Source organism: Streptomyces sp. NPDC056479 (assembly GCF_042795335.1).
Classification (GTDB): domain Bacteria; phylum Actinomycetota; class Actinomycetes; order Streptomycetales; family Streptomycetaceae; genus Streptomyces.
The window spans coordinates 172,430-190,463 of the sequence record NZ_JBHTRZ010000010.1 but is presented as its reverse complement, the minus strand read 5'-3'; the positions used below and the strand labels follow the sequence as shown (position 1 = coordinate 190,463).

Sequence of the window (18,034 nt, the reverse complement as noted above, 5' to 3'; positions counted from 1 at the left end):
TTGTTCGTGCCGGTGGTCATGACGACTGCTCCGTGGACGGGCCGACGTTCTTGCGCAGAGCGCGTTCGACGCGGTCGGCGAGGCCCTGCGCCTCGTGGCCGAGGCCGGCCTGGGCGGCGGCCGTGGTGGCGCCGGACGCCATGGCCTCCTCGGCGGGCTGGGGGTCGTCGACGGTGCGGTCGTCGGCCCAGCCGGAGACGGCGAACACGACGACGGGAGCGTCGGTGAGCACCGAGAGGGTCCAGGAGGCGCGCTGCTCGTCGCCGAATCCGGCGGCCGGGGTGCCCTTGGCGGCGTACGGGCGGGGCATGAGGTCCGTACGGCGGTCGAGGCCTTCCTTGCTGAAACGGGAGTCGAGCGAGCGCATCGCGGTGGCGTCGGCCGTGGTGAAGAGCAGACCGACGGTGGTGACGTAGCTCTGGGTGGCGTCGATGTAGGTAGCACGCAGAAGGCGCTCGCAGCCGACGGGGGCGAGGGCCTTGCGCAGCAGGGGGTCGAAGGCGTTGGCGCAGCCGGTGTCCGGTGCGACGGCGATCCGCGTCCAGGTGCGGTCGGCACCGCCGGGACCGGCGCCCTTGCCGCTCACGGTGGGCGGGAAGAGCTGGTCCACGGGGACGCTGTGCCACAGGCTCCCGGCCTCGGCGAAGGTGGTGTCCTGCGCTCCGTCGTCACCGCCGTCCCCGACCAGCCAACTGCCGGTCAGCGCCCCGCCGATGAGCCCCACACCGAGCACGACACAGGCGGCGGCCATCGCGATCCGGGGGCGGATCCGTACCCCGAGGGGGCGCGGTCGCGCCTGCTCGTCGTACCCCTCGGGCTCCCCGAACGACACGACGGGCCGCCCGGAACCCGGCGACATCGGGGCGCTCCAGGAGAGGGAGGGGTCGGGCGAGAAGGCGGAGGTTGCGGGGTGGCCGCCTGCGGAGGGCGGCATGCCCCGGGGAGGGCCGGCGGGCGCCGAGCCCGCGTAACCGGACCCGGCCGACCCGCCGGGCGGGGGCTCGTGCGCGGGGCGCATCGGCGGCAGAGGGGCGGATGTACCGGGCGCGGAGCCCGGCCGGGAGGGCGCCGCGGTGGAACCCTGCCCGGACGCGGCGCCGCGCGCGCCGGAATTCCGGTCGGCGGAGGGGCGGTTGCCGGAGTCGCGGGGATCCGCCGGGATCGGCCGGAGGCGGAACGTGGTCTCCGCGGCGGTCTCGGCCGGTGCGCTTGTACGGCGTGGTGTCGAGGGCCGGTCGGCGGGACGGGGCTGAGGGGTCCGGGGCACCGCCTGACCGGCGCCCTCAGGGCGCGGTGGGGCAGAGCGGGGCGGCATCGCTCCCGCAGCCGACCGACCAGCGCCCTCAGCGCCCGGCGAAACAGAACGGGGCGGCATCGCTCCCGCAGCCGACCGACCAGCGCCCTCAGCGCCCGGCGAAACAGAACGGGGCGGCATCGCTCCCGGCACCGACCGGCCTGTGCTTTCAGGGTGCGGCGAAGCCGGTCGAGGGGGCGCGGCTCCGGGCGTCGGTCCCGGGCGCTCGGCGCGCGGTGGGTCACCGGCATCCGCGCGCCCGGCCATCGGCGGTGCGTCCGGGAAGCGGGCCGAGGCTCGGGGCGGAGGCGGGGCCGTGGGGGTGCCGTTTCCGGGGGCCGGGGTGCGCGGGGTCGGCTGAGGCTGGACGCCGGAAGACGCGGACGTGGGCGCGGCTTCGTGGGTGTGGCGGCGTGGGGCGGGCATGTCAGGGCCGGTTCCGGCCGTGGGCGCCGTCGGTGTGCGGGAACCCGACGGGCCGCCCGTCGCAGCCGCGAATCCGTCCGCCGAGCCGCCGCGGGAGTCCCGTCTCACGCCTGCCGCACGTCCCTCCGAAGGGTCGCCGGGAGAATCCCGCCGCACGCCGACACCGCCTGGCACCGATCCCTCCGTTCGCGCGCCCTCGCCGGTCGGTCGTGGGGTTGCCGTGCCCGCTTCGTCCGTCTCCTCGTCCCGCTGGTCGCCGGGCCTCGGCGGTTCCGCGGGTCTGGGCGGGGTCGTGGGGCGGGGCGGGACGGCGGGCGGGGGCGGGGTCGCCGGGCGTGGGGGAATGGGGGCGCGACGCGCTTCCGTGCTCATGCACCCCCCGCTTCCTCGTACCCGGGCCCGTCCGCGTGCGTGGGCCGTCGTTGCGTCGTTCCGTATGCCCCACCCGGCACCGACTGCTCCGACCAGGCACGCATACCCGCACCGAGGGAGCGTCATCCCGGCGCGAGCGTGCGGCCGGGGACGTTCCCACGTGCGTGCGCGTCACTCTACGGGTTGAACCTGCGCGAACGGGAACCAGTCCACGACCCCGTGCACATCTGCCCGGAACGTCCCCCTACCCTGCGGTAATCCCGTCTGGCAGGCTGCGTTCATGACTGCGCGCTCCGCTGACCGGGCCCGTTACGACCGGGCCACCGCCCATCTCGAAGCCCCATTCGCGATCGTGGACCTGGACGCCTTCGATGCCAACGCGGACGACATGCGCCGCCGGGCCGGCGGCAAGCCGATCCGCGTCGCCAGCAAGTCCGTACGCTGCCGGGCCCTGCTGGAACGCGTCCTCGCGAAGGACGGCTTCGCGGGCCTGATGTCCTTCACCCTCGCCGAGTCCCTGTGGCTCGCGCGCTCCGGGTTCGACGACGTCCTGCTCGCCTACCCGTCGGCCGACCGCGCCGGATTCGCCGAGCTGACGAGCGATCCCAAGCTCGCGTCCGCCGTCACCGTGATGATCGACGACCCGGCACAGCTGCGGCTGATCGACGGGGCACGCAACGGTGGTCGCGAAGTGGTCCGGGTCTGCCTGGAGTTGGACACCTCGCTGAAGCTGCTGGGGGGACGGGTCCGGGTCGGTGCCCGGCGCTCCCCGCTGCACTCCCCCGCACAGGTCGCCGACATGGCCCGGACCGTGGCCCGGCGTCCGGGGTTCGAGGTCGTCGGGATCATGGCGTACGAGGGGCACATCGCCGGCGTCGGGGACTCCCTGGCGGGCCGGCCGTTGCGATCGCGTGCCGTACGGCTGATGCAGGCCGCCGCCCGCCGGGAGCTCGCCGAGCGCCGGGCCGAGGTGGTGCGGGCGGTGCGGGCCGTGGTGCCGGAGCTCGAGTTCGTCAACGGCGGCGGGACCGGCAGTGTGCAGTTCACGGCCGCCGAGGACGCCGTGACCGAGATCGGGGCCGGGTCGGGACTGTACGTACCGAGGCTGTTCGACAACTACACCTCGTTCAGCGGGCGTCCGGCCGCGCTGTTCGCCCAGCCGGTCGTGCGCCGGCCGGGGGTCGGCGTGGTGACCGTCCTCGGCGGTGGGTATCCGGCCTCGGGTGTGGCGGGACGCGACCGGCTGCCGGTGCCGTATCTGCCGGAAGGGCTGCACTACGACCCCCAGGAGGGGCCCGGCGAGGTGCAGACACCGCTGCTGGGCTCCCCCGCCGACGATCTGCTGATCGGCGACAAGGTGTGGTTCCGGCATGCCAAGGCCGGTGAGATGTGCGAGCGGTTCGACGCGCTGCACCTCGTCGAGGGCAACGCGGTGACGGCGACCGTGCCGACCTACCGGGGCGAGGGCCACACGTTCCTGTAGTTCAGTCCGCCGTGGACCGGATGCCCTGGGTGAAGCGGTCCATGTCGGCCAGCGGCGGACCGTCCTCGCCCGCGTCGAAGACATAGCGCACGACGACCGGCGACTCGGTGCCGACGCGGGACGGGAAGGCCAGCGACTGGACGTAGCCGCCCGGTCCCTCGGCCGTCGTGACCCGCCAGCGCACGAAGTAGCCGGCGCGTCCCGACACCGTGACCCGGCCCGATCCCACGACCTGGTGGGACTCGATGCCGCCGAAGGGGCGTCGCCCGACGAGGTCGCGGTCGTAGGCGTCGCCGGCCGCGTCCTGGATGTCCGCCTTGGCGATGGCCTCCGACGAGGTCCCGTCGTCGGCGGTCGCCGTGCGCGAGCTGACCTCGCCGTGCCGGCAGTAGCCGAAGTCGGCGGGGCACTCGTAGGTGCCGTCCGTGGTCATCAGGACGTCCGCCTCGGTGAGGTTGCGCGGCCTGACCCAGCCGGCGAGCAGCGGCAGGGTGATCCCGTTGAGCTGGTCCGTCACCACGGCCGGGTCGTCGGCGGCCGGCTCGGAGGCGGAGACCGACGGGGTGGGGGTGTCGGAGGCGGGCTCGCGGTCCACGGGCGCCGTGGTCGCGAGGGTGGGCGCGGTGTCCACGTCCGCGCCCCCGTCGTCCTTGCCGAGGACGATCACGCCCGTGACGATCGCCGTGAGCAGGACGGCCCCCGCGGCGACGAGGGCGACGACCTTGGGCGCCCGCCCGGAGGCACCGCCGGCGGTGGGCCGCCCGGGTGTCATCGGCACGGTCGACTGCGGACCGTACCCCTGTGGACCGGGCACCGGCGGTGTCGGGGACGGCGATGCCGTCGCCTCGGGGGCGCGCCGGTGCTCGGTCCAGGCCGTGCCGTCCCACCAGCGCTCCACATGCGGGGCGGAGGGATCGCGGTACCAGCCGGGCGGGGGCGTCATGCTCATTCCGGCAACTGTAGGGCGGCCTACATCGGCGTGACGTACGCCCCCGAGATTCCGCCGTCGACGAGGAAGTCGGTTGCGTTCACGAAGGAGGAGTCGTCGCTGGCCAGGAAGGCGACCGCGGCGGCCATCTCCTCGGCCTCGGCGAAACGGCCGACCGGGATGTGCACGAGCCGGCGTGCGGCGCGCTCCGGGTCCTTGGCGAACAGCTCCTGCAGGAGGGGGGTGTTGACCGGCCCCGGGCACAGGGCGTTGACCCGGATGCCGTCGCGGGCGAACTGCACACCGAGCTCGCGGGACATCGCGAGGACGCCGCCCTTGGAGGCCGTGTATGAGATCTGCGAGGTCGCCGCGCCCATCCGGGCCACGAAGGACGCCGTGTTGATGATGGAGCCCTTGCCCTGCTGCCGCATGTAGGGGATGGCGGCCTTGCAGCACAGGTAGACGGAGGTCAGGTTGACCTCCTGGACGCGCTTCCAGGCCTCCAGGCCGGTCTCCAGGATGGAGTCGTCGTCGGGCGGCGAGATGCCGGCGTTGTTGAAGGCGATGTCGACGCTGCCGTAGGTGTCGTACGCCGTCTTGAACAGCGCCTCGACCTGCTCCGGGTCGGTGACGTCGACCTTCACGAAGATCCCGCCGACGTCCTCGGCGGCCGCCTTGCCGCGCTGTTCGTCGACGTCGCCGCAGACGACGTGGGCGCCCTCGGAGGCGAGGCGGCGGGCGGTGGCGAGGCCGATGCCGCTGCCGGCGCCGGTGACGACGGCGGTACGGCCGACGAGACGCCTGCAGATGTTCTCTTCGGTCACTGTGCGGGGCCTTCCGTGCTGATGAAGACGTTCTTGGTTTCGGTGAAGGCGGTCAGGGCGTCCGGGCCCAGTTCACGGCCGATGCCGGACTGCTTGAAGCCCCCGAAGGGGGTCCAGTAGCGGACGCTGGAGTGGGAGTTGACGGACAGGTTGCCGGCCCGGACCGCCTGGGAGACGCGCAGGGCGCGGCCGACGTCACGGGTCCAGATGGAGCCTGCGAGGCCGTAGTCGGTGGCGTTGGCGAGGGTGACGGCCGCCGCCTCGTCCTCGAAGGGGAGGACGACGGCGACGGGGCCGAAGACCTCCTCGACGGCCACACGCGCGCGGGGGTCGACGCCGGTGAGGACGGTGGGCGGGAACCAGAAGCCGGGGCCCTCGGGGGCCTTGCCGCGGATGCCGTCGAGGTCGTCGGTGACGTACGAACGGACCCGGTCCAGCTGGACCTTGGAGATGAGCGGGCCCATGTCGGTCCCGTCGTCGGCCGGGTCGCCGACGGTCACCGCCTCGATCGCGGGGCTCAGCAGCTCCATGAAGCGGTCGTATGCGGAGCGCTGGACGAGGATGCGGGTGCGGGCGCAGCAGTCCTGGCCGGAGTTGTCGAGGAACGACATGGGCGTGGCGGCCGCGGCGGCCTCGAGGTCGGCGTCGGCGAAGACGATGTTGGGGCTCTTGCCGCCGAGTTCGAGGGTGACGCGCTTGAGCAGCGCCGAGCCCTTCGCCAGCACCTGTTTGCCCACGGCCGTCGACCCGGTGAAGACGATCTTCGCGACGCCCGGGTGCTCGACGAGGGCGTTGCCGGCGACCGCGCCGTGGCCGGGCAGGACCTGGAACAGCCCCTCGGGAAGTCCGGCTTCCAGGGCCAGTTCCGCAAGCCGCAGGGCCGTCAGCGGGGTCGTCTCGGCGGGCTTGAGGAGGACCGCGTTGCCCGCCGCGAGCGCCGGCGCGGTGCCCCAGGCCGCGATCGGCATCGGGAAGTTCCAGGGGGCGATGACGCCGACGACGCCCAGCGGTTCGAGGATCGTCACGTCCAGGCCGCCGGGGACCGGGATCTGACGGCCGGTGAGCCGCTCCACACCCCCGGCCGCGTAGTCGAGCAGATCCCGGACGTTGCCCGCCTCCCAGCGGGCGTTGCCGATGGTGTGCCCGGCCTCGCGGACCTCCAACCGGGCGAGTTCCTCGAGGTGTTCGTCGACGGCGACGGCGAACCGGCGCAGCAGCCGGGCGCGTTCGCCGGGCGCGAGGGCGGACCACACGGACTGCGCCTTGGCCGCACGTACGACCGCCGCGTCCACGTCGGCCGCGGTGGCGGCCGGCACGGTGGCGACGACCTCTTCGGTGGCCGGATTGAGTACCTGGAGCTGGTCGGACACGGAGGGCCTCACATGCGTTCGAAGGAGCGGCGCAGCTCCCAGTCGGTGACCGCGGCGTCGAAGGCGTCCAGCTCGACGCGCGCCATGTTGCGGTAGTGGGCGACGACCTCGTCGCCGAAGGCGGCCTTGGCGATCGGGCTGTTCTCCCAGACCTCGGCGGCCTCGCGCAGGGTCGTGGGGACGTGCTCGAAGCCGGCGGCGTAGGCGTTGCCCGCACAGGGCTCGGGGAGCTCCAGTTTCTGCTCGATGCCGTACAGACCGGCGGCCACCAGCCCTGCCACCGCGAGGTGGGGGTTGACGTCGCCGCCCGGGAGCCGGTTCTCGAAGCGCATGGAGCGGCCGTGGCCGACGACGCGCAGGGCGCAGGTGCGGTTGTCGTAGCCCCAGGCGACGGCGGTCGGGGCGAAGGAGCCCGGCTGGAACCGCTTGTAGGAGTTGATGTTGGGGGCGTAGAGAAGGGAGAAGTCGCGCAGCGCGGCCAGCTGACCGGCGAGGAAGTGCCGCATGACGTCGGACATGCCGCCTTCGCCGTCACCCGCCATGGCGTTGTTGCCGGCCGCGTCCGCGAGCGAGAGATGGATGTGGCAGGAGTTGCCCTCGCGCTCGTTGTACTTGGCCATGAAGGTGATCGAGACGCCCTCCTGGGCGGCGATCTCCTTGGTGCCGGTCTTGTAGATCGCGTGCTGGTCGCAGGTGATCAGGGCGTCGTCGTACTTGAAGGCGATCTCGTGCTGACCGGGGTTGCACTCGCCCTTGGCGGACTCGACGGTGAGCCCGGCGCCCGCCATCTCGTTGCGGATACGGCGCAGCAGCGGCTCGATCCGCCCGGTGCCGAGCACCGAGTAGTCGATGTTGTACTGGTTCGCCGGTGTGAGCCCCCGGTAGTTCGCGTCCCAGGCCTGCTCGTAGGTGTCCTTGAAGACGATGAACTCCAGCTCGGTGCCGACGTTCGCGGTGTACCCGTGCTCGGCGAGGCGCTCCAGCTGGCGGCGCAGGATCTGGCGGGGCGCGGCGACGACGGGCGAGCCGTCGTTCCAGGCCAGGTCGGCGACGAGCATGGCCGTGCCCGCGTTCCAGGGCACGCGGCGCAGCGTGGCCAGGTCGGGGTGCATGGCGAAGTCGCCGTAGCCCCGGTCCCAGGACGACATGGCGTAGCCGTCGACGGTGTTCATCTCGGTGTCGACGGCGAGGAGGTAGTTGCAGCCCTCGGTGCCGTGGTGCAGGACCTCGTCGAGGAAGAAGCGGGCGGCGAACCGCTTGCCCTGCAGCCGCCCTTGCATATCGGGGAAGGCCAGGACGACAGTGTCGATCTCACCGCTGGCGACGAGGGCGTGCAGCTCCTCGACGCTCAGCGGGGGCGTGCGGTCTGCCACGGGAGAGCCTCCATCTGGCTACTTCGGTCAGCCGGAAGCCATAAGGTATTGCGCAGGACCATTGCTTGGGAAGGGGGTCCGACCAGATGTCGCAGACGGGCACGGAGCACGGGGCACCCGGGGCCGACGACCGGCTGACGTCGGTCCTGCGGCCGGTGCGGGCCGGCAACGGTTTCGAGGAGGCCCTGGAACAGATCCTCCAGGTGGTCCGGCTCGGCCTGGTGCCGGGCGGCGAACGGCTGCCCGCCGAGCGCGAGTTGGCGGACCGGCTGGGGATCAGCCGGGTGACGTTGCGCGAGGTGCTGAAGGTGCTCCAGGACCAGGGTCTGGTGGAGTCGCGGCGCGGTCGCTACGGCGGCACCTTCGTGCTGCCGCGCTCCAAGACGCCCGGCGAGGAGGAGCTGCGCCGCCGCCTGAAGGGCGTCGACGTCGAGGACGCGCTGCGCTTCCGCGAGGTCCTCGAGGTGGGCGCGGCCGGGCTGTGCGCGGCCCACGGACTGGACGAGGAGCAGGCGAACCGCCTGCGCGAGGCCCTGGCGCACACGCACGACGCCCCGCTGGCCGACTACCGCCGCCTGGACACGCTGCTGCACCTGACGCTCGCCGAACTCTCCGGCTCCTCCACGCTCACCACCCAGTACGCGGCCGTCCGCGCGACCGTCAACGACCTGCTCGACTGCATCCCGCTGCTGGTCCGCAACCTGGAGCACTCCCAGCGCCAGCACACGGCCCTGGTGGACGCCGTGATCGAGGGCGACGCCGAGGAGGCGCGGGAGATCATGCGCGAACACTGCGGGGGCACGGCGGCACTGCTGCGCGGCTTCCTCGGCTGAACGGAACACACGCCCCCCGTGAGCGTGGATTTACGCCCGATTAACGCAGGGGTATTGCGTTCGGGCGGCCGCACCGCAAAGGTATGGATCCATTCCATTGCCCCGGAGCTCGGTCGACCCCACCGTGCCCGGAAATGCCCGGTGTCCACCGCACGTGGGGAGTTGCTCCATGTCCCTCGAATCCACAAGCACACCCGCCGCCCCGGAGGCGGACGACTATCTGGAGCGCAGAGCCCTGCGCCGCGGCAGCGCCGGCTGGGTACTGCTGACCGGACTCGGCGTCGCCTACGTCGTCTCCGGCGACTACTCCGGCTGGAACTTCGGCCTGGCCGAGGGCGGCTTCGGCGGCCTGGCGATCGCCATGGTGCTCATGGGCACCATGTACGCCTGCATGGTCTTCGCGCTCGCCGAACTGTCCTCGATCCTGCCGACGGCCGGCGGCGGCTACGGCTTCGCCCGCCGGGCCCTGGGCCCCTGGGGCGGCTTCCTCACCGGTACGGCGATCCTCATCGAGTACGTCCTCGCGCCCGCCGCCATCGTCATCTTCATCGGCGACTACGTCGAGTCGCTGGGCCTCTTCGGCCTGGAGTCCGGCTGGCCGATGTACCTGGTCTGCTTCGCGATCTTCCTCGGCATCCACCTCTGGGGCGTCGGCGAGGCCCTGCGCTTCAGCTTCGTGGTCACCGGCATCGCGGTGGTGGCCCTGATCGTGTTCGCGCTGGCGGCGCTGCCGGACTTCTCCGTCGGATCGCTGGACGACATCCCGGTCGACGCCTCGGCGGCGGGGTCGAGTTCCTGGCTGCCCTTCGGCCTGCTCGGCATCTGGGCGGCGTTCCCGTTCGGCATGTGGTTCTTCCTGGGCGTCGAGGGGGTGCCGCTGGCCGCCGAGGAGACCAGGGAGCCGGCCCGCACGCTGCCGAAGGCGATCCGCTGGTCGATGGCGATCCTCGTCGTCCTGGCCGTGGTGACCTTCTTCGCGGCGGCCGGTGCGCGCGGCTCGGCGGCGATCCAGGAGGCGGGCAACCCGCTGGTGGAGGCGCTCCAGCCGGACGGGAAGGCCACCACCCTGAGCCGGATCGTGAACTACGCCGGCCTGGCGGGCCTGGTGGCGTCCTTCTTCTCCCTGATCTACGCGGGCTCGCGCCAGCTGTTCGCCCTGTCCCGCGCGGGCTACCTCCCCCGCTTCCTGTCCCTCACCAGCCGCCGCAAGGCGCCGTACCTGGGCCTGCTGGTGCCCGGCACGATCGGCTTCCTGCTGGCGGCGGTGACGGGCGACGGCGCGCGGATGCTGAACATCGCGGTCTTCGGCGCGACCATCTCCTACGCGCTGATGTCCCTGTCCCACATCGTGCTGCGCCGCCGGGAGCCGGAGCTCGCGCGGCCGTACCGTACGCCGGGCGGGGTGCTGACCTCCTCGGTCGCCCTGGTGCTGGCGTGTGCGGCGCTGGTGGCGACGTTCCTGGTGGATGTGACGGCGGCGTTGATCGCGCTCGTGGTGTACGTCGTGGCCCTCGGCTACTTCGGCCTGTACAGCCGCAAGCGTCTGGTGGCGAAGGCGCCGGAGGAGGAATTCGCGGCGCTGGCGGCTGCCGAGGCAGAGTTGGCACGGGACTGAACGCTTCCCTGTGAAGGAGCATGAGCATCGTGGGCAGGCCGTTGATCGGTGTCAGTACGTATCTGGAATCGGGTGCGCGCTGGGGGGTGTGGGAGCTTGACGCGGCGTTGCTGCCGGTCGGCTATCCGCGGCTGGTGCAGCGGGCGGGCGGCCTCGCCGCGATGCTGCCGCCGGACGCCCCGGAGCAGGCCGCGGCCGCGGTGGCCCGCCTTGACGGGCTGGTCATCGCGGGCGGCCAGGACGTCGAGCCGGTCCGCTACGGGGCGGAGCGGGAGGCGCGTACCGGGCCGCCGGCGCGGGAGCGGGACTCCTGGGAGCTGGCCCTGATCGACGCGGCGCTGGCCGCGGGCGTGCCGCTGCTGGGTATCTGCCGTGGCATGCAACTCCTGAACGTCGCCCTCGGCGGGACGCTCGTGCAGCACATCGACGGGCATGCGGACGTGGTGGGTGTGTTCGGCAGCCACGACGTCAAGCCCGTGCCGGGGAGTCTGTACGCCGGTGTCGTCCCGGAGGCGATGTCCGTGCCGACGTACCACCACCAGTCCGTGGACCGTCTGGGCGAGGGCCTTGTCGCGTCGGCGTACGCGGCGGACGGGACGGTGGAGGCGGTCGAACTGCCGTCCGCGGCAGGGTGGGTGTTGGGGGTGCAGTGGCATCCGGAGATGGGTGAGGATGCGCGGGTGATGGGGGCGTTGGTGGGAGCGGCAGTGGGCGTCTGACGGGGGCGGGGAACGCTAGCCGCGGGTCAGCGACAGCAGATCCCGCGCCGGCCCCACCGGCCGATGCCCCGTCGGCCACACCGCCCGCAGGTCGCGCGCAAGGGAGACCTCCGCCAGCGGGACACCGACCAGGCGCCGCATCGACAGTTCCTCGCCGACGGCCAGCTCGCTCAGGACCGCCGGCCCCGCCCCGCTCACGGCCGCCGCCTTGACCGCCGTGGTCGACGACAACTCGATCAGCGGGCGGGCCAGACCACCGAGCGCCGCCTCCAGGACCTGCCGCGTACCCGAACCCTCCTCCCGCAGGATCAGAGGGGTCGCCGCCAGCTCCGACGCCTCCAGCGGCCGACGCCGACGAGACCAGAGATGCCCCGGCGCGGTCACCACTATCAGGTTGTCGTGGGCGATGACGACCGAGTCCAGCCCCGTCGGCACCGTCAGCCCTTCCACGAACCCCAGATCCGCCTCGTCCGCCAGCAGCCGCTCGGCGACCGCCGCCGAGTTCCCGGCCAGCAACGACACCGCCGTGTCCGGCCGCTGCGCCCGCAGCGCGAGCAGCCAGCCCGGCAGCAGATACTCCGCGATCGTCATGCTCGCCGCCACCCGCAGCCGCGAGTCCCGCCGATCCCGCAACGCCTGCGCCCCCACGTCGAACGCCTCCGCCGCCTCCACGATCCGCCGCGCCCAGTCCGTCACCAGCGCCCCGGCGTCGGTCAGCCGCGACCCCCGCGGCGACCGGTCCACCAACGCCACCCCCAGCTGGCGTTCCATCGACCGGATCCGGCTGCTCGCCGCCGGCTGAGTGATCCCCAGCTCACGGGCCGCCCCACCGAGACTCCCGAGCCGCGCCACCGCCAGCAGCAACTCCAGCGCACCCAGTTCCGGGACGCGGTGCGCCAAGGACCCCGCGCGAAACTGCCCCTCCGCCGCCTCTGTCATAAGCCCAGTTTATGTCGCCATAGAGACGAACTCCCTGGTGGTCTGTCACCCCCGACGCGACGCTGAAAGCATGGTCACCGTCGTCCGTCACCTCGGACCCAACTGGTACGCCGCCGTCATGGGCACCGCCGCCGTCGCCACGGCCGGAGCCGGGCTGCCGCTCCACGTCCCCGGCCTGCGCACGACCTGCGCAGCCGTCTGGGCGCTCTCCCTCGTCCTGCTCGTCACCCTGCTCGCCGCCCGGGCACTGCACTGGACCCACCACCGTGACCAGGCCCGCGCCCACCTCCTCGACGCCGCCATGGCGCCCTTCTACGGCTGTCTGTCCATGGCTCTGCTCGCCGTCGGCGGCGGTGCCGTCATCGTCGGGAAGGACTGGATCGGGACCGGCCCGGCGGTCGCGCTCGACGCCGTCCTGTTCGTCGCGGGTACGGCCATCGGGCTGGCGGCCGCCGTCGCCGTCCCGTACCTCATGGCCGTACGCCATCGGATCGAGCCGGCGCAGGCGACGCCCGTATGGCTGTTGCCGCTCGTCGCGCCCATGGTGTCCGCCGCGCTCGGTCCGCTGCTGGTGCCGCATCTGCCGTCCGGGCAGGCCAGGGAGACGCTGCTGCTCGCCTGCGTCGCGATGTTCGGGCTCAGTCTGCTCGCCACCATGCTGATGCTGCCGCTGGTCTTCGCCCGGCTGATCACGGGCGGGCCACTCCCGCTCGCCCTCACCCCGAGCCTGTTCCTGGTGCTGGGCCCGCTCGGGCAGTCCACCACCGCCGTCGGCAGCTTCGCGGACATCGCGCCCGGCGTGGTCCCGGCGCCGTACAGCGAGGGCTTCGGGATCCTCGCCGTCCTGTACGGCGTACCGGTCATGGGCTTCGCGCTGCTGTGGTTCGGGCTCGCCACCGCCCATGTCCTGCGTGCCCGGCGGCACGGCATGGGATTCGCGATGACCTGGTGGGCGTTCACCTTCCCGGTCGGCACCTGCGTCACCGGCGCCGCGGCCCTGGCCCGGCACACCGGACTCGTCGTCTACGAGGGTCTCGCCGTCGGTCTTTACCTCGTGCTCGTCGCGGCCTGGGCCGTCACGGCCGTCCGCACCGCTCGCGGTCTGCTCAGCGGTGTGCTGCTCGCAGCGCCTCGGACAGCACTCGTGGTGCCTCGGCCAGCGACGGGCCGTACCACGTCAGGTGCCGTCCGCTGACCAGCGCACAGGGCAGGCCGGGGAACGCCTCCGGGCCGTCGTCCGCCGTGAAGCGGTACGGCTCGTCGGGGAGGACGACGACGTCCGGGGCCGCCGCCCGCAGGTCGTCCAGGGGGATGCGGGGGTAGCGCTCCTCGTGCGGGGCGTACAGGTGGTCCACGCCGAGGCGGGCCAGCACGTCGCCCGCGAAGGTGTCGCGGCCCAGCACCATCCAGGGGCGCCGCCAGATCGGGACCACGGCCGTCGTACGGCGCTCGGGGAGCGGCGGCGCCGACCAGGCCTCCTCCGCCTCGTCCAGCCAGCGTGGACGCCCCGCCACTCCGCAGGCGGCCAGCACGCGGGCCAGCTCGCGGAAGGCCTGCGGCACGTCCCGTATCTCGGTCACCAGGACCTCGACGCCGGCCGCGCGCAGGGCGGCGAGGTCGGGCTCGCGGTTCTCCTCCTCGTTGGCGATCACGAGGTCGGGGGCGAGAGCGAGGATGTGGTCGGCCTTGGGGTTCTTGGTGCCGCCGACCCGCGTGACGTCCAGATCGGCAGGGTGGCTGCACCAGTCCGTGGCTCCGACGAGACGGCCCGGTGCCGAGACGGCCACGGCCTCCGTCAGCGACGGCACCAGGGAGACGACGCGCATCAGCGCCCCGGCCGGTCCCGGACGGCCTCGATGTGCTCCGCCACGGCGACGACGACCACGCGCGTGTCCGGCACGGTCGCACGCCAGCGATGGCGCACCCCACCGGTGAGGTACAGGGTGTCGCCGCGGCCCAGGCGATAGGCGCGGCCCTCCGCCTCGATCTCCACGGCGCCGTCGGCGACATACATCAACTGGTCGTTGCGGTACTGGAATTCACGGCCCGCGTCATGGTCGCCGGTGAACTCCGAGGCGTGCATCTGATGGTGACCGCGCACCAGGGAACGCACCCGCGGCTCCGGCGCCAGTTCGATGGTGTCGGCCCGCACCACGTCCACGCTGCACGCCGGGTCGGCGGCGGCGAGGAGCTCGACGGCGGTCGTACGCAAGGCGTCCGCGACCTTTTCGAGGGAGCTTCTGCTGGGGCGTGCCCGGTCGTTCTCGACCTGGCTCAGGAAGGGCACCGAAAGGCCGCTGCGTTCGGCCACGACGGCGAGGGTGAGGTCCAGCGCGCGCCGCCGCCGCCGCACGGCCGCGCCCACCCGAAGGGGTTGCTCTTTGTGGTCGCCCATCGCTCCGGCTCCCTCCTTCGCTCGTCGGTCCACTGTCCTCGCGCCCGCCGTACGGCGCACACCTTCTGTTGAGTTCCTTGCACCCTACGCATGTTCGGCAAACCGTTTCATGCGCCCGTCACATCGACGACACATCGGGGGGAGTACGACCCACAGGTTCGCGCCAGCGGATCGGCTCCCGACACGCCCCGGGCGCCCTCGCGCCACCTCTGACTCCCGTTCAGCAGATGAGGGCCGCTGTTCTGTTCAATGATCCGCCACTCCCCCGTGTTCCCGCCTCCGCACCGACTGGCAGTGCTGGTCAGAGGGGTGATGGCGGACCACCGGCCGGGTCGGGAAGTAGGTGCCGGCCGCGGGGAGTTCGGACGCCCCGGCTCAGGTGGTGGGATAGCGCTGCGTGGTTGGCCGGATCCTTCCCGTAGGCATGCCGGGGGACTATGCGGGGATGCCACGAGGGGTGGGCCCGCCGTACGGAGGGGAAAAACGTACGGCGTGACCCACCCCTCGGGCGGCGGTCCGGGCCCGTCAGGTCACCCGGCCGCCTGGCTCTTCTGCTCGGCTCCGTCGACCGGGGCCCACTTGTCCAGCAGCCCCGGGTTCTGCTTGAGCCAGGTGCGGACGGCGTCCTGCTCCTTGCCCTTGCCGGCCTTCGTGATCTGCGACTCCAGATCGGTGAGCTGCTTCTCGGTCATGGAGAAGCTCTTCAGCCACTCGCCGACCTCGGGGTTGTCGTCCGCGAAGCCCTTGCGGGCGAGGGTGTGCACGCCGTCGCCCTTGCCCCAGGCGCCCTTGGGGTCCTTGAGCTTCTTCAGGTCGTAGTCGCTGTACGCCCAGTGCGGCGACCAGAGCGTGACGGCGATGGGCTCCTTCTTGGCGTACGCGCGCTTGAGCTCGGCGAGCATCGCGGGCGTCGATCCGTCCACGACGTCGTAGGTGCCCTCCAGGCCGTACTCCTTGAGGACCTTGTCCTTGAGCATGCCCATCATTCCGGCGCTCGGCTCGATGCCGACGATCTTGCCCTTGAACTTGGAGGCGTTGTCCTTGAGGTCCTCCAGGGAGTCCACGCCCTTGACGTACGACGGGACGCTGAGCTCAAGGGAGGTCGGGCCGTACCAGGAGCCGAGGTCGTCGAGCTGCTTGCCGAACTTCTTCCAGTACTCGGCGTGCGTGGTGGGCAGCCAGGAGTCCGTCTCGAAGTCGATCTGGCCGGTCGCGAGGCCCGTGTACAGGGGCCCGGCGGCGTACTGGCTGGTGGTGACCTTGAAGCCGCGCCGCTCCAGCAGTTCCTTCCAGAGGTACGTGGAGGCGATGCCCTCGTCCCACGGGATGTAGCCGATCTTGAGTTCCTTGCCCTTGCCGACGTCCGTGGCGGAGGCCTCGGCGGTGCCGGAGGTGGGGCCGAAGACTCCCATGCCGCCCGCGACGAGGGCCAGGGCGGCGACGCCGGCGACGGCGACGACCGGGCGCGGGCGGTAGTTCCAGACCTTGATGCCGCCCGCGGCACGCGCCTTGGCGGCGGCGCGGCGGCCCAGCGGGGAGATCTGTTCGCCGAGCGCGCCGGTGATGCGGTCCAGGTAGATGGCGAGGACGACGATGCCGACGCCCGCCTCGAAGCCGAAGCCGATGTCGAGCTGGCCGATGGCCTCGTTGACCGCGCCGCCGAGGCCGCCGGTGCCGACCATGCCGGCGATGACGACCATCGACAGGCTCAGCATGATCACCTGGTTGACGCCCGCCATGATCGTCGGCAGGGCGAGCGGCAGCTGGACGCGCAGCAGGGTGTCGCGGGGTGTGGTGCCGAACGCCTCGGCGGCCTCGACCAGCTCCCCGTCGACCTGACGGATGCCGAGCTCGGTCATGCGGACGCCGGGGGCGAGCGCGAAGATCAGGGTGGCGATGACGCCGGCGGCGGTGCCGAGCCCGAAGAAGAGGATCGCCGGGATCAGCAGCACCATCGACGGCATCGTCTGGAGCAGGTCCAGTACGGGCCGCACCGCCGCGCTGACCGTCTTGGAGCGGGCCGCCCAGATGCCCAGCGGGATCGAGAGCACCAGCGCGATCACGGTGGCGACCAGGACGAGGGCCAGTGTCGACATGGCCCGGTCCCACAGGTCGAGCGAGTCGACCAGCGCGAAGCCGCCGAAGGCGAGGACACCCGCGACGACGCCGCGCAGCCACCAGGCGAGGACGGCGAAGATGCCCGCGAGGAGCAGGGACTCGGGTGCGGTGAGGAGGGCGTTGACGGCGTCGTACATGCCCTCGACGACCGCCTTGATCGCGTCGAAGAGCCAGCCCATGTGGGCGACGAGCCAGTCCACGCCGGAGTCGACCCAGTCGCCGAGATGGAGCCTAGGCATGGGCGATCACCTTGCCGTCCGGGTTGTCGCAGGGCGCGGGGTCGGCACTCTCGTCGCCGAGGAAGCCGACCAGACGCTGCCTCGGTACGACGCCGATGACCCGGTTCTCCTCGTCCACCACCGTGACGCGGTGCGACAGGCGGGCGCTGATCGCGCACAGCTCCACGAACGACGTCTCGCGGGTCGCGGTCTCGCAGGTGCACAGCGGGGCGTCGGCGGTGACCGAGGTGTCCATGAGCGCGCCCGCGGTCAGCACACGGGAGCGGTCGACGTCCTGGATGAAGGAGGCGACGTAGTCGTTGGCCGGGCTCAGCAGGATGTCCTCCGCCGTACCGGTCTGGACGATACGGCCGTCGCGCATGACGGCGATGCGGTCGCCGAGGCGCATGGCCTCGTTCAGGTCGTGGGTGATGAAGACGATGGTCTTCTTCAGGGTCTGCTGGAGCTGGAGCAGCTGGTCCTGCATGTCACGGCGGATCAGCGGGTCGAGCGCGCTGAAGGACTCGTCCATCAGCAGCAGGTCGGCGTCGGTGGCCAGCGCGCGGGCGAGGCCCACACGCTGCTGCATACCGCCGGACAGCTCGTCGGGCCAGGACTTCTCCCAGCCCGCCAGGCCGCACAGCTCCAGGGCCTCGGCGGCGCGCTTCTCGCGCTCGGCGCGGGGCACGCCCTGGACGGCGAGACCGTAGGCGGCGTTCTCCAGGACGCTGCGGTGCGGGAACAGCGCGAAGTGCTGGAAGACCATGCTGATCTTCTTCGCACGCACCTCGCGCAGCTCGCGGTCGCCGATCGCGGTCAGGTCCTGGCCGTCGAAGCGGACGTGACCCGCGGTCGGCTCCAGGAGCCCGTTGAGCATGCGCAGCAGGGTGGACTTGCCGGATCCGGACAGGCCCATGACGACGAAGATCTGGCCGGGTTCCACGGTGAAGGAGGCGTCGATCACGGCGGCGGTGGTGCCGTCGGCGCGCAGCTCCTCCCGGTCGGCTCCCTGGCGGAGCCGCTCGACAGCCTCGTTCGGTCGTCTGCCGAACACCTTGTACAGATGGTCGGCCTCAAGCCTGGATGACACGGGTACCTCTTGTCTCGACGGCAAATAAAGAGAGCGA

The 18,034-nt window shown here is 72.2% G+C and carries 15 protein-coding genes; 5 read left to right on the top strand and 10 right to left on the bottom strand.

Translation table 11 applies throughout. From position 1 onward, the window contains the following. Window positions 1–16: 16 nt before the first annotated feature. A complete protein-coding gene (locus ACFQ6S_RS34545; protein ID WP_383418580.1) occupies window positions 17–1,267 on the bottom strand; it encodes a hypothetical protein in 1,251 nt (416 codons plus the stop codon). Window positions 1,268–2,372: 1,105 nt separating this feature from the next. On the opposite strand from ACFQ6S_RS34545, the gene ACFQ6S_RS34540 reads away from it, so the two are divergent. After that, window positions 2,373–3,575 carry an amino acid deaminase/aldolase gene (locus ACFQ6S_RS34540; RefSeq protein ID WP_383418578.1) on the top strand — a complete coding sequence of 401 codons (1,203 nt, stop codon included), beginning with the start codon at window positions 2,373–2,375 and terminating at the stop codon, window positions 3,573–3,575. Between the two features lies 1 nt (window position 3,576). On the opposite strand, the gene ACFQ6S_RS34535 is transcribed toward ACFQ6S_RS34540, so the two are convergent. From ACFQ6S_RS34535 to ACFQ6S_RS34520, 4 genes are read right to left on the bottom strand one after another with little or no spacing between them, the layout of a single operon-like run. Continuing rightward, window positions 3,577–4,518 (bottom strand): DUF2510 domain-containing protein, encoded by a 942-nt coding sequence (locus tag ACFQ6S_RS34535; protein ID WP_383419019.1) that lies wholly within the window; start codon window positions 4,516–4,518, stop codon window positions 3,577–3,579. Window positions 4,519–4,544: 26 nt separating this feature from the next. Next, window positions 4,545–5,327 carry a 3-oxoacyl-ACP reductase gene (locus ACFQ6S_RS34530; protein ID WP_383418576.1) on the bottom strand — a complete coding sequence of 261 codons (783 nt, stop codon included), beginning with the start codon at window positions 5,325–5,327 and terminating at the stop codon, window positions 4,545–4,547. Then, on the bottom strand, window positions 5,324–6,697 hold the full coding sequence (locus tag ACFQ6S_RS34525; RefSeq protein WP_383418574.1) for an aldehyde dehydrogenase family protein: 1,374 nt from the start codon (window positions 6,695–6,697) through the stop codon (window positions 5,324–5,326). The genes ACFQ6S_RS34530 and ACFQ6S_RS34525 overlap by 4 nt, the downstream gene beginning before the upstream one ends. A gap of 8 nt (window positions 6,698–6,705) precedes the next feature. Then, window positions 6,706–8,070, bottom strand: a complete 1,365-nt coding sequence (locus tag ACFQ6S_RS34520; protein WP_383418572.1) for a glutamine synthetase family protein — start codon at window positions 8,068–8,070, stop codon at window positions 6,706–6,708. An 86-nt stretch (window positions 8,071–8,156) separates the two neighbouring features. Here ACFQ6S_RS34520 and ACFQ6S_RS34515 point away from each other — a divergent pair, with 86 nt between their 5' ends. The 3 genes from ACFQ6S_RS34515 to ACFQ6S_RS34505 all read left to right on the top strand — a co-directional run bounded on the left by ACFQ6S_RS34515 (window position 8,157) and on the right by ACFQ6S_RS34505 (window position 11,237). Then, entirely contained in the window at window positions 8,157–8,903 is a 747-nt protein-coding gene (locus tag ACFQ6S_RS34515) for a FadR/GntR family transcriptional regulator (RefSeq protein ID WP_383418570.1), read from the top strand. Window positions 8,904–9,072: 169 nt separating this feature from the next. Next, window positions 9,073–10,518: an ethanolamine permease gene (eat, locus tag ACFQ6S_RS34510; RefSeq protein WP_383418568.1), complete on the top strand. Its 1,446-nt coding sequence runs from the start codon at window positions 9,073–9,075 to the stop codon at window positions 10,516–10,518. A gap of 20 nt (window positions 10,519–10,538) precedes the next feature. After that, entirely contained in the window at window positions 10,539–11,237 is a 699-nt protein-coding gene (locus ACFQ6S_RS34505; protein WP_383418566.1) for a gamma-glutamyl-gamma-aminobutyrate hydrolase family protein, read from the top strand. A 15-nt stretch (window positions 11,238–11,252) separates the two neighbouring features. Here the strand turns inward: ACFQ6S_RS34505 and ACFQ6S_RS34500 are convergent, their stop codons facing one another. Next, a complete protein-coding gene (locus ACFQ6S_RS34500; RefSeq protein WP_383418564.1) occupies window positions 11,253–12,176 on the bottom strand; it encodes a LysR family transcriptional regulator in 924 nt (307 codons plus the stop codon). A gap of 70 nt (window positions 12,177–12,246) precedes the next feature. Between ACFQ6S_RS34500 and ACFQ6S_RS34495 the strand changes: the two genes are divergently transcribed. Beyond that, window positions 12,247–13,371, top strand: a complete 1,125-nt coding sequence (locus tag ACFQ6S_RS34495) for a TDT family transporter (protein WP_383418562.1) — start codon at window positions 12,247–12,249, stop codon at window positions 13,369–13,371. Here ACFQ6S_RS34495 and ACFQ6S_RS34490 read toward each other — a convergent pair. The 4 genes from ACFQ6S_RS34490 to ACFQ6S_RS34475 all read right to left on the bottom strand — a co-directional run bounded on the left by ACFQ6S_RS34490 (window position 13,283) and on the right by ACFQ6S_RS34475 (window position 17,997). Then, window positions 13,283–14,002 (bottom strand): helical backbone metal receptor, encoded by a 720-nt coding sequence (locus ACFQ6S_RS34490; protein WP_383418560.1) that lies wholly within the window; start codon window positions 14,000–14,002, stop codon window positions 13,283–13,285. The two genes, ACFQ6S_RS34495 and ACFQ6S_RS34490, sit on opposite strands and share 89 nt — an antisense overlap. Beyond that, complete coding sequence (locus tag ACFQ6S_RS34485; protein ID WP_383418559.1) at window positions 14,002–14,571, bottom strand: helix-turn-helix domain-containing protein; 570 nt, start codon at window positions 14,569–14,571, stop codon at window positions 14,002–14,004. The genes ACFQ6S_RS34490 and ACFQ6S_RS34485 overlap by 1 nt, the downstream gene beginning before the upstream one ends. A gap of 530 nt (window positions 14,572–15,101) precedes the next feature. Then, window positions 15,102–16,928: an ABC transporter permease/substrate binding protein gene (locus tag ACFQ6S_RS34480; protein WP_383418557.1), complete on the bottom strand. Its 1,827-nt coding sequence runs from the start codon at window positions 16,926–16,928 to the stop codon at window positions 15,102–15,104. Further along, window positions 16,921–17,997 (bottom strand): glycine betaine/L-proline ABC transporter ATP-binding protein, encoded by a 1,077-nt coding sequence (locus ACFQ6S_RS34475; protein ID WP_383418555.1) that lies wholly within the window; start codon window positions 17,995–17,997, stop codon window positions 16,921–16,923. The genes ACFQ6S_RS34480 and ACFQ6S_RS34475 overlap by 8 nt, the downstream gene beginning before the upstream one ends. Window positions 17,998–18,034 lie beyond the last annotated feature (37 nt).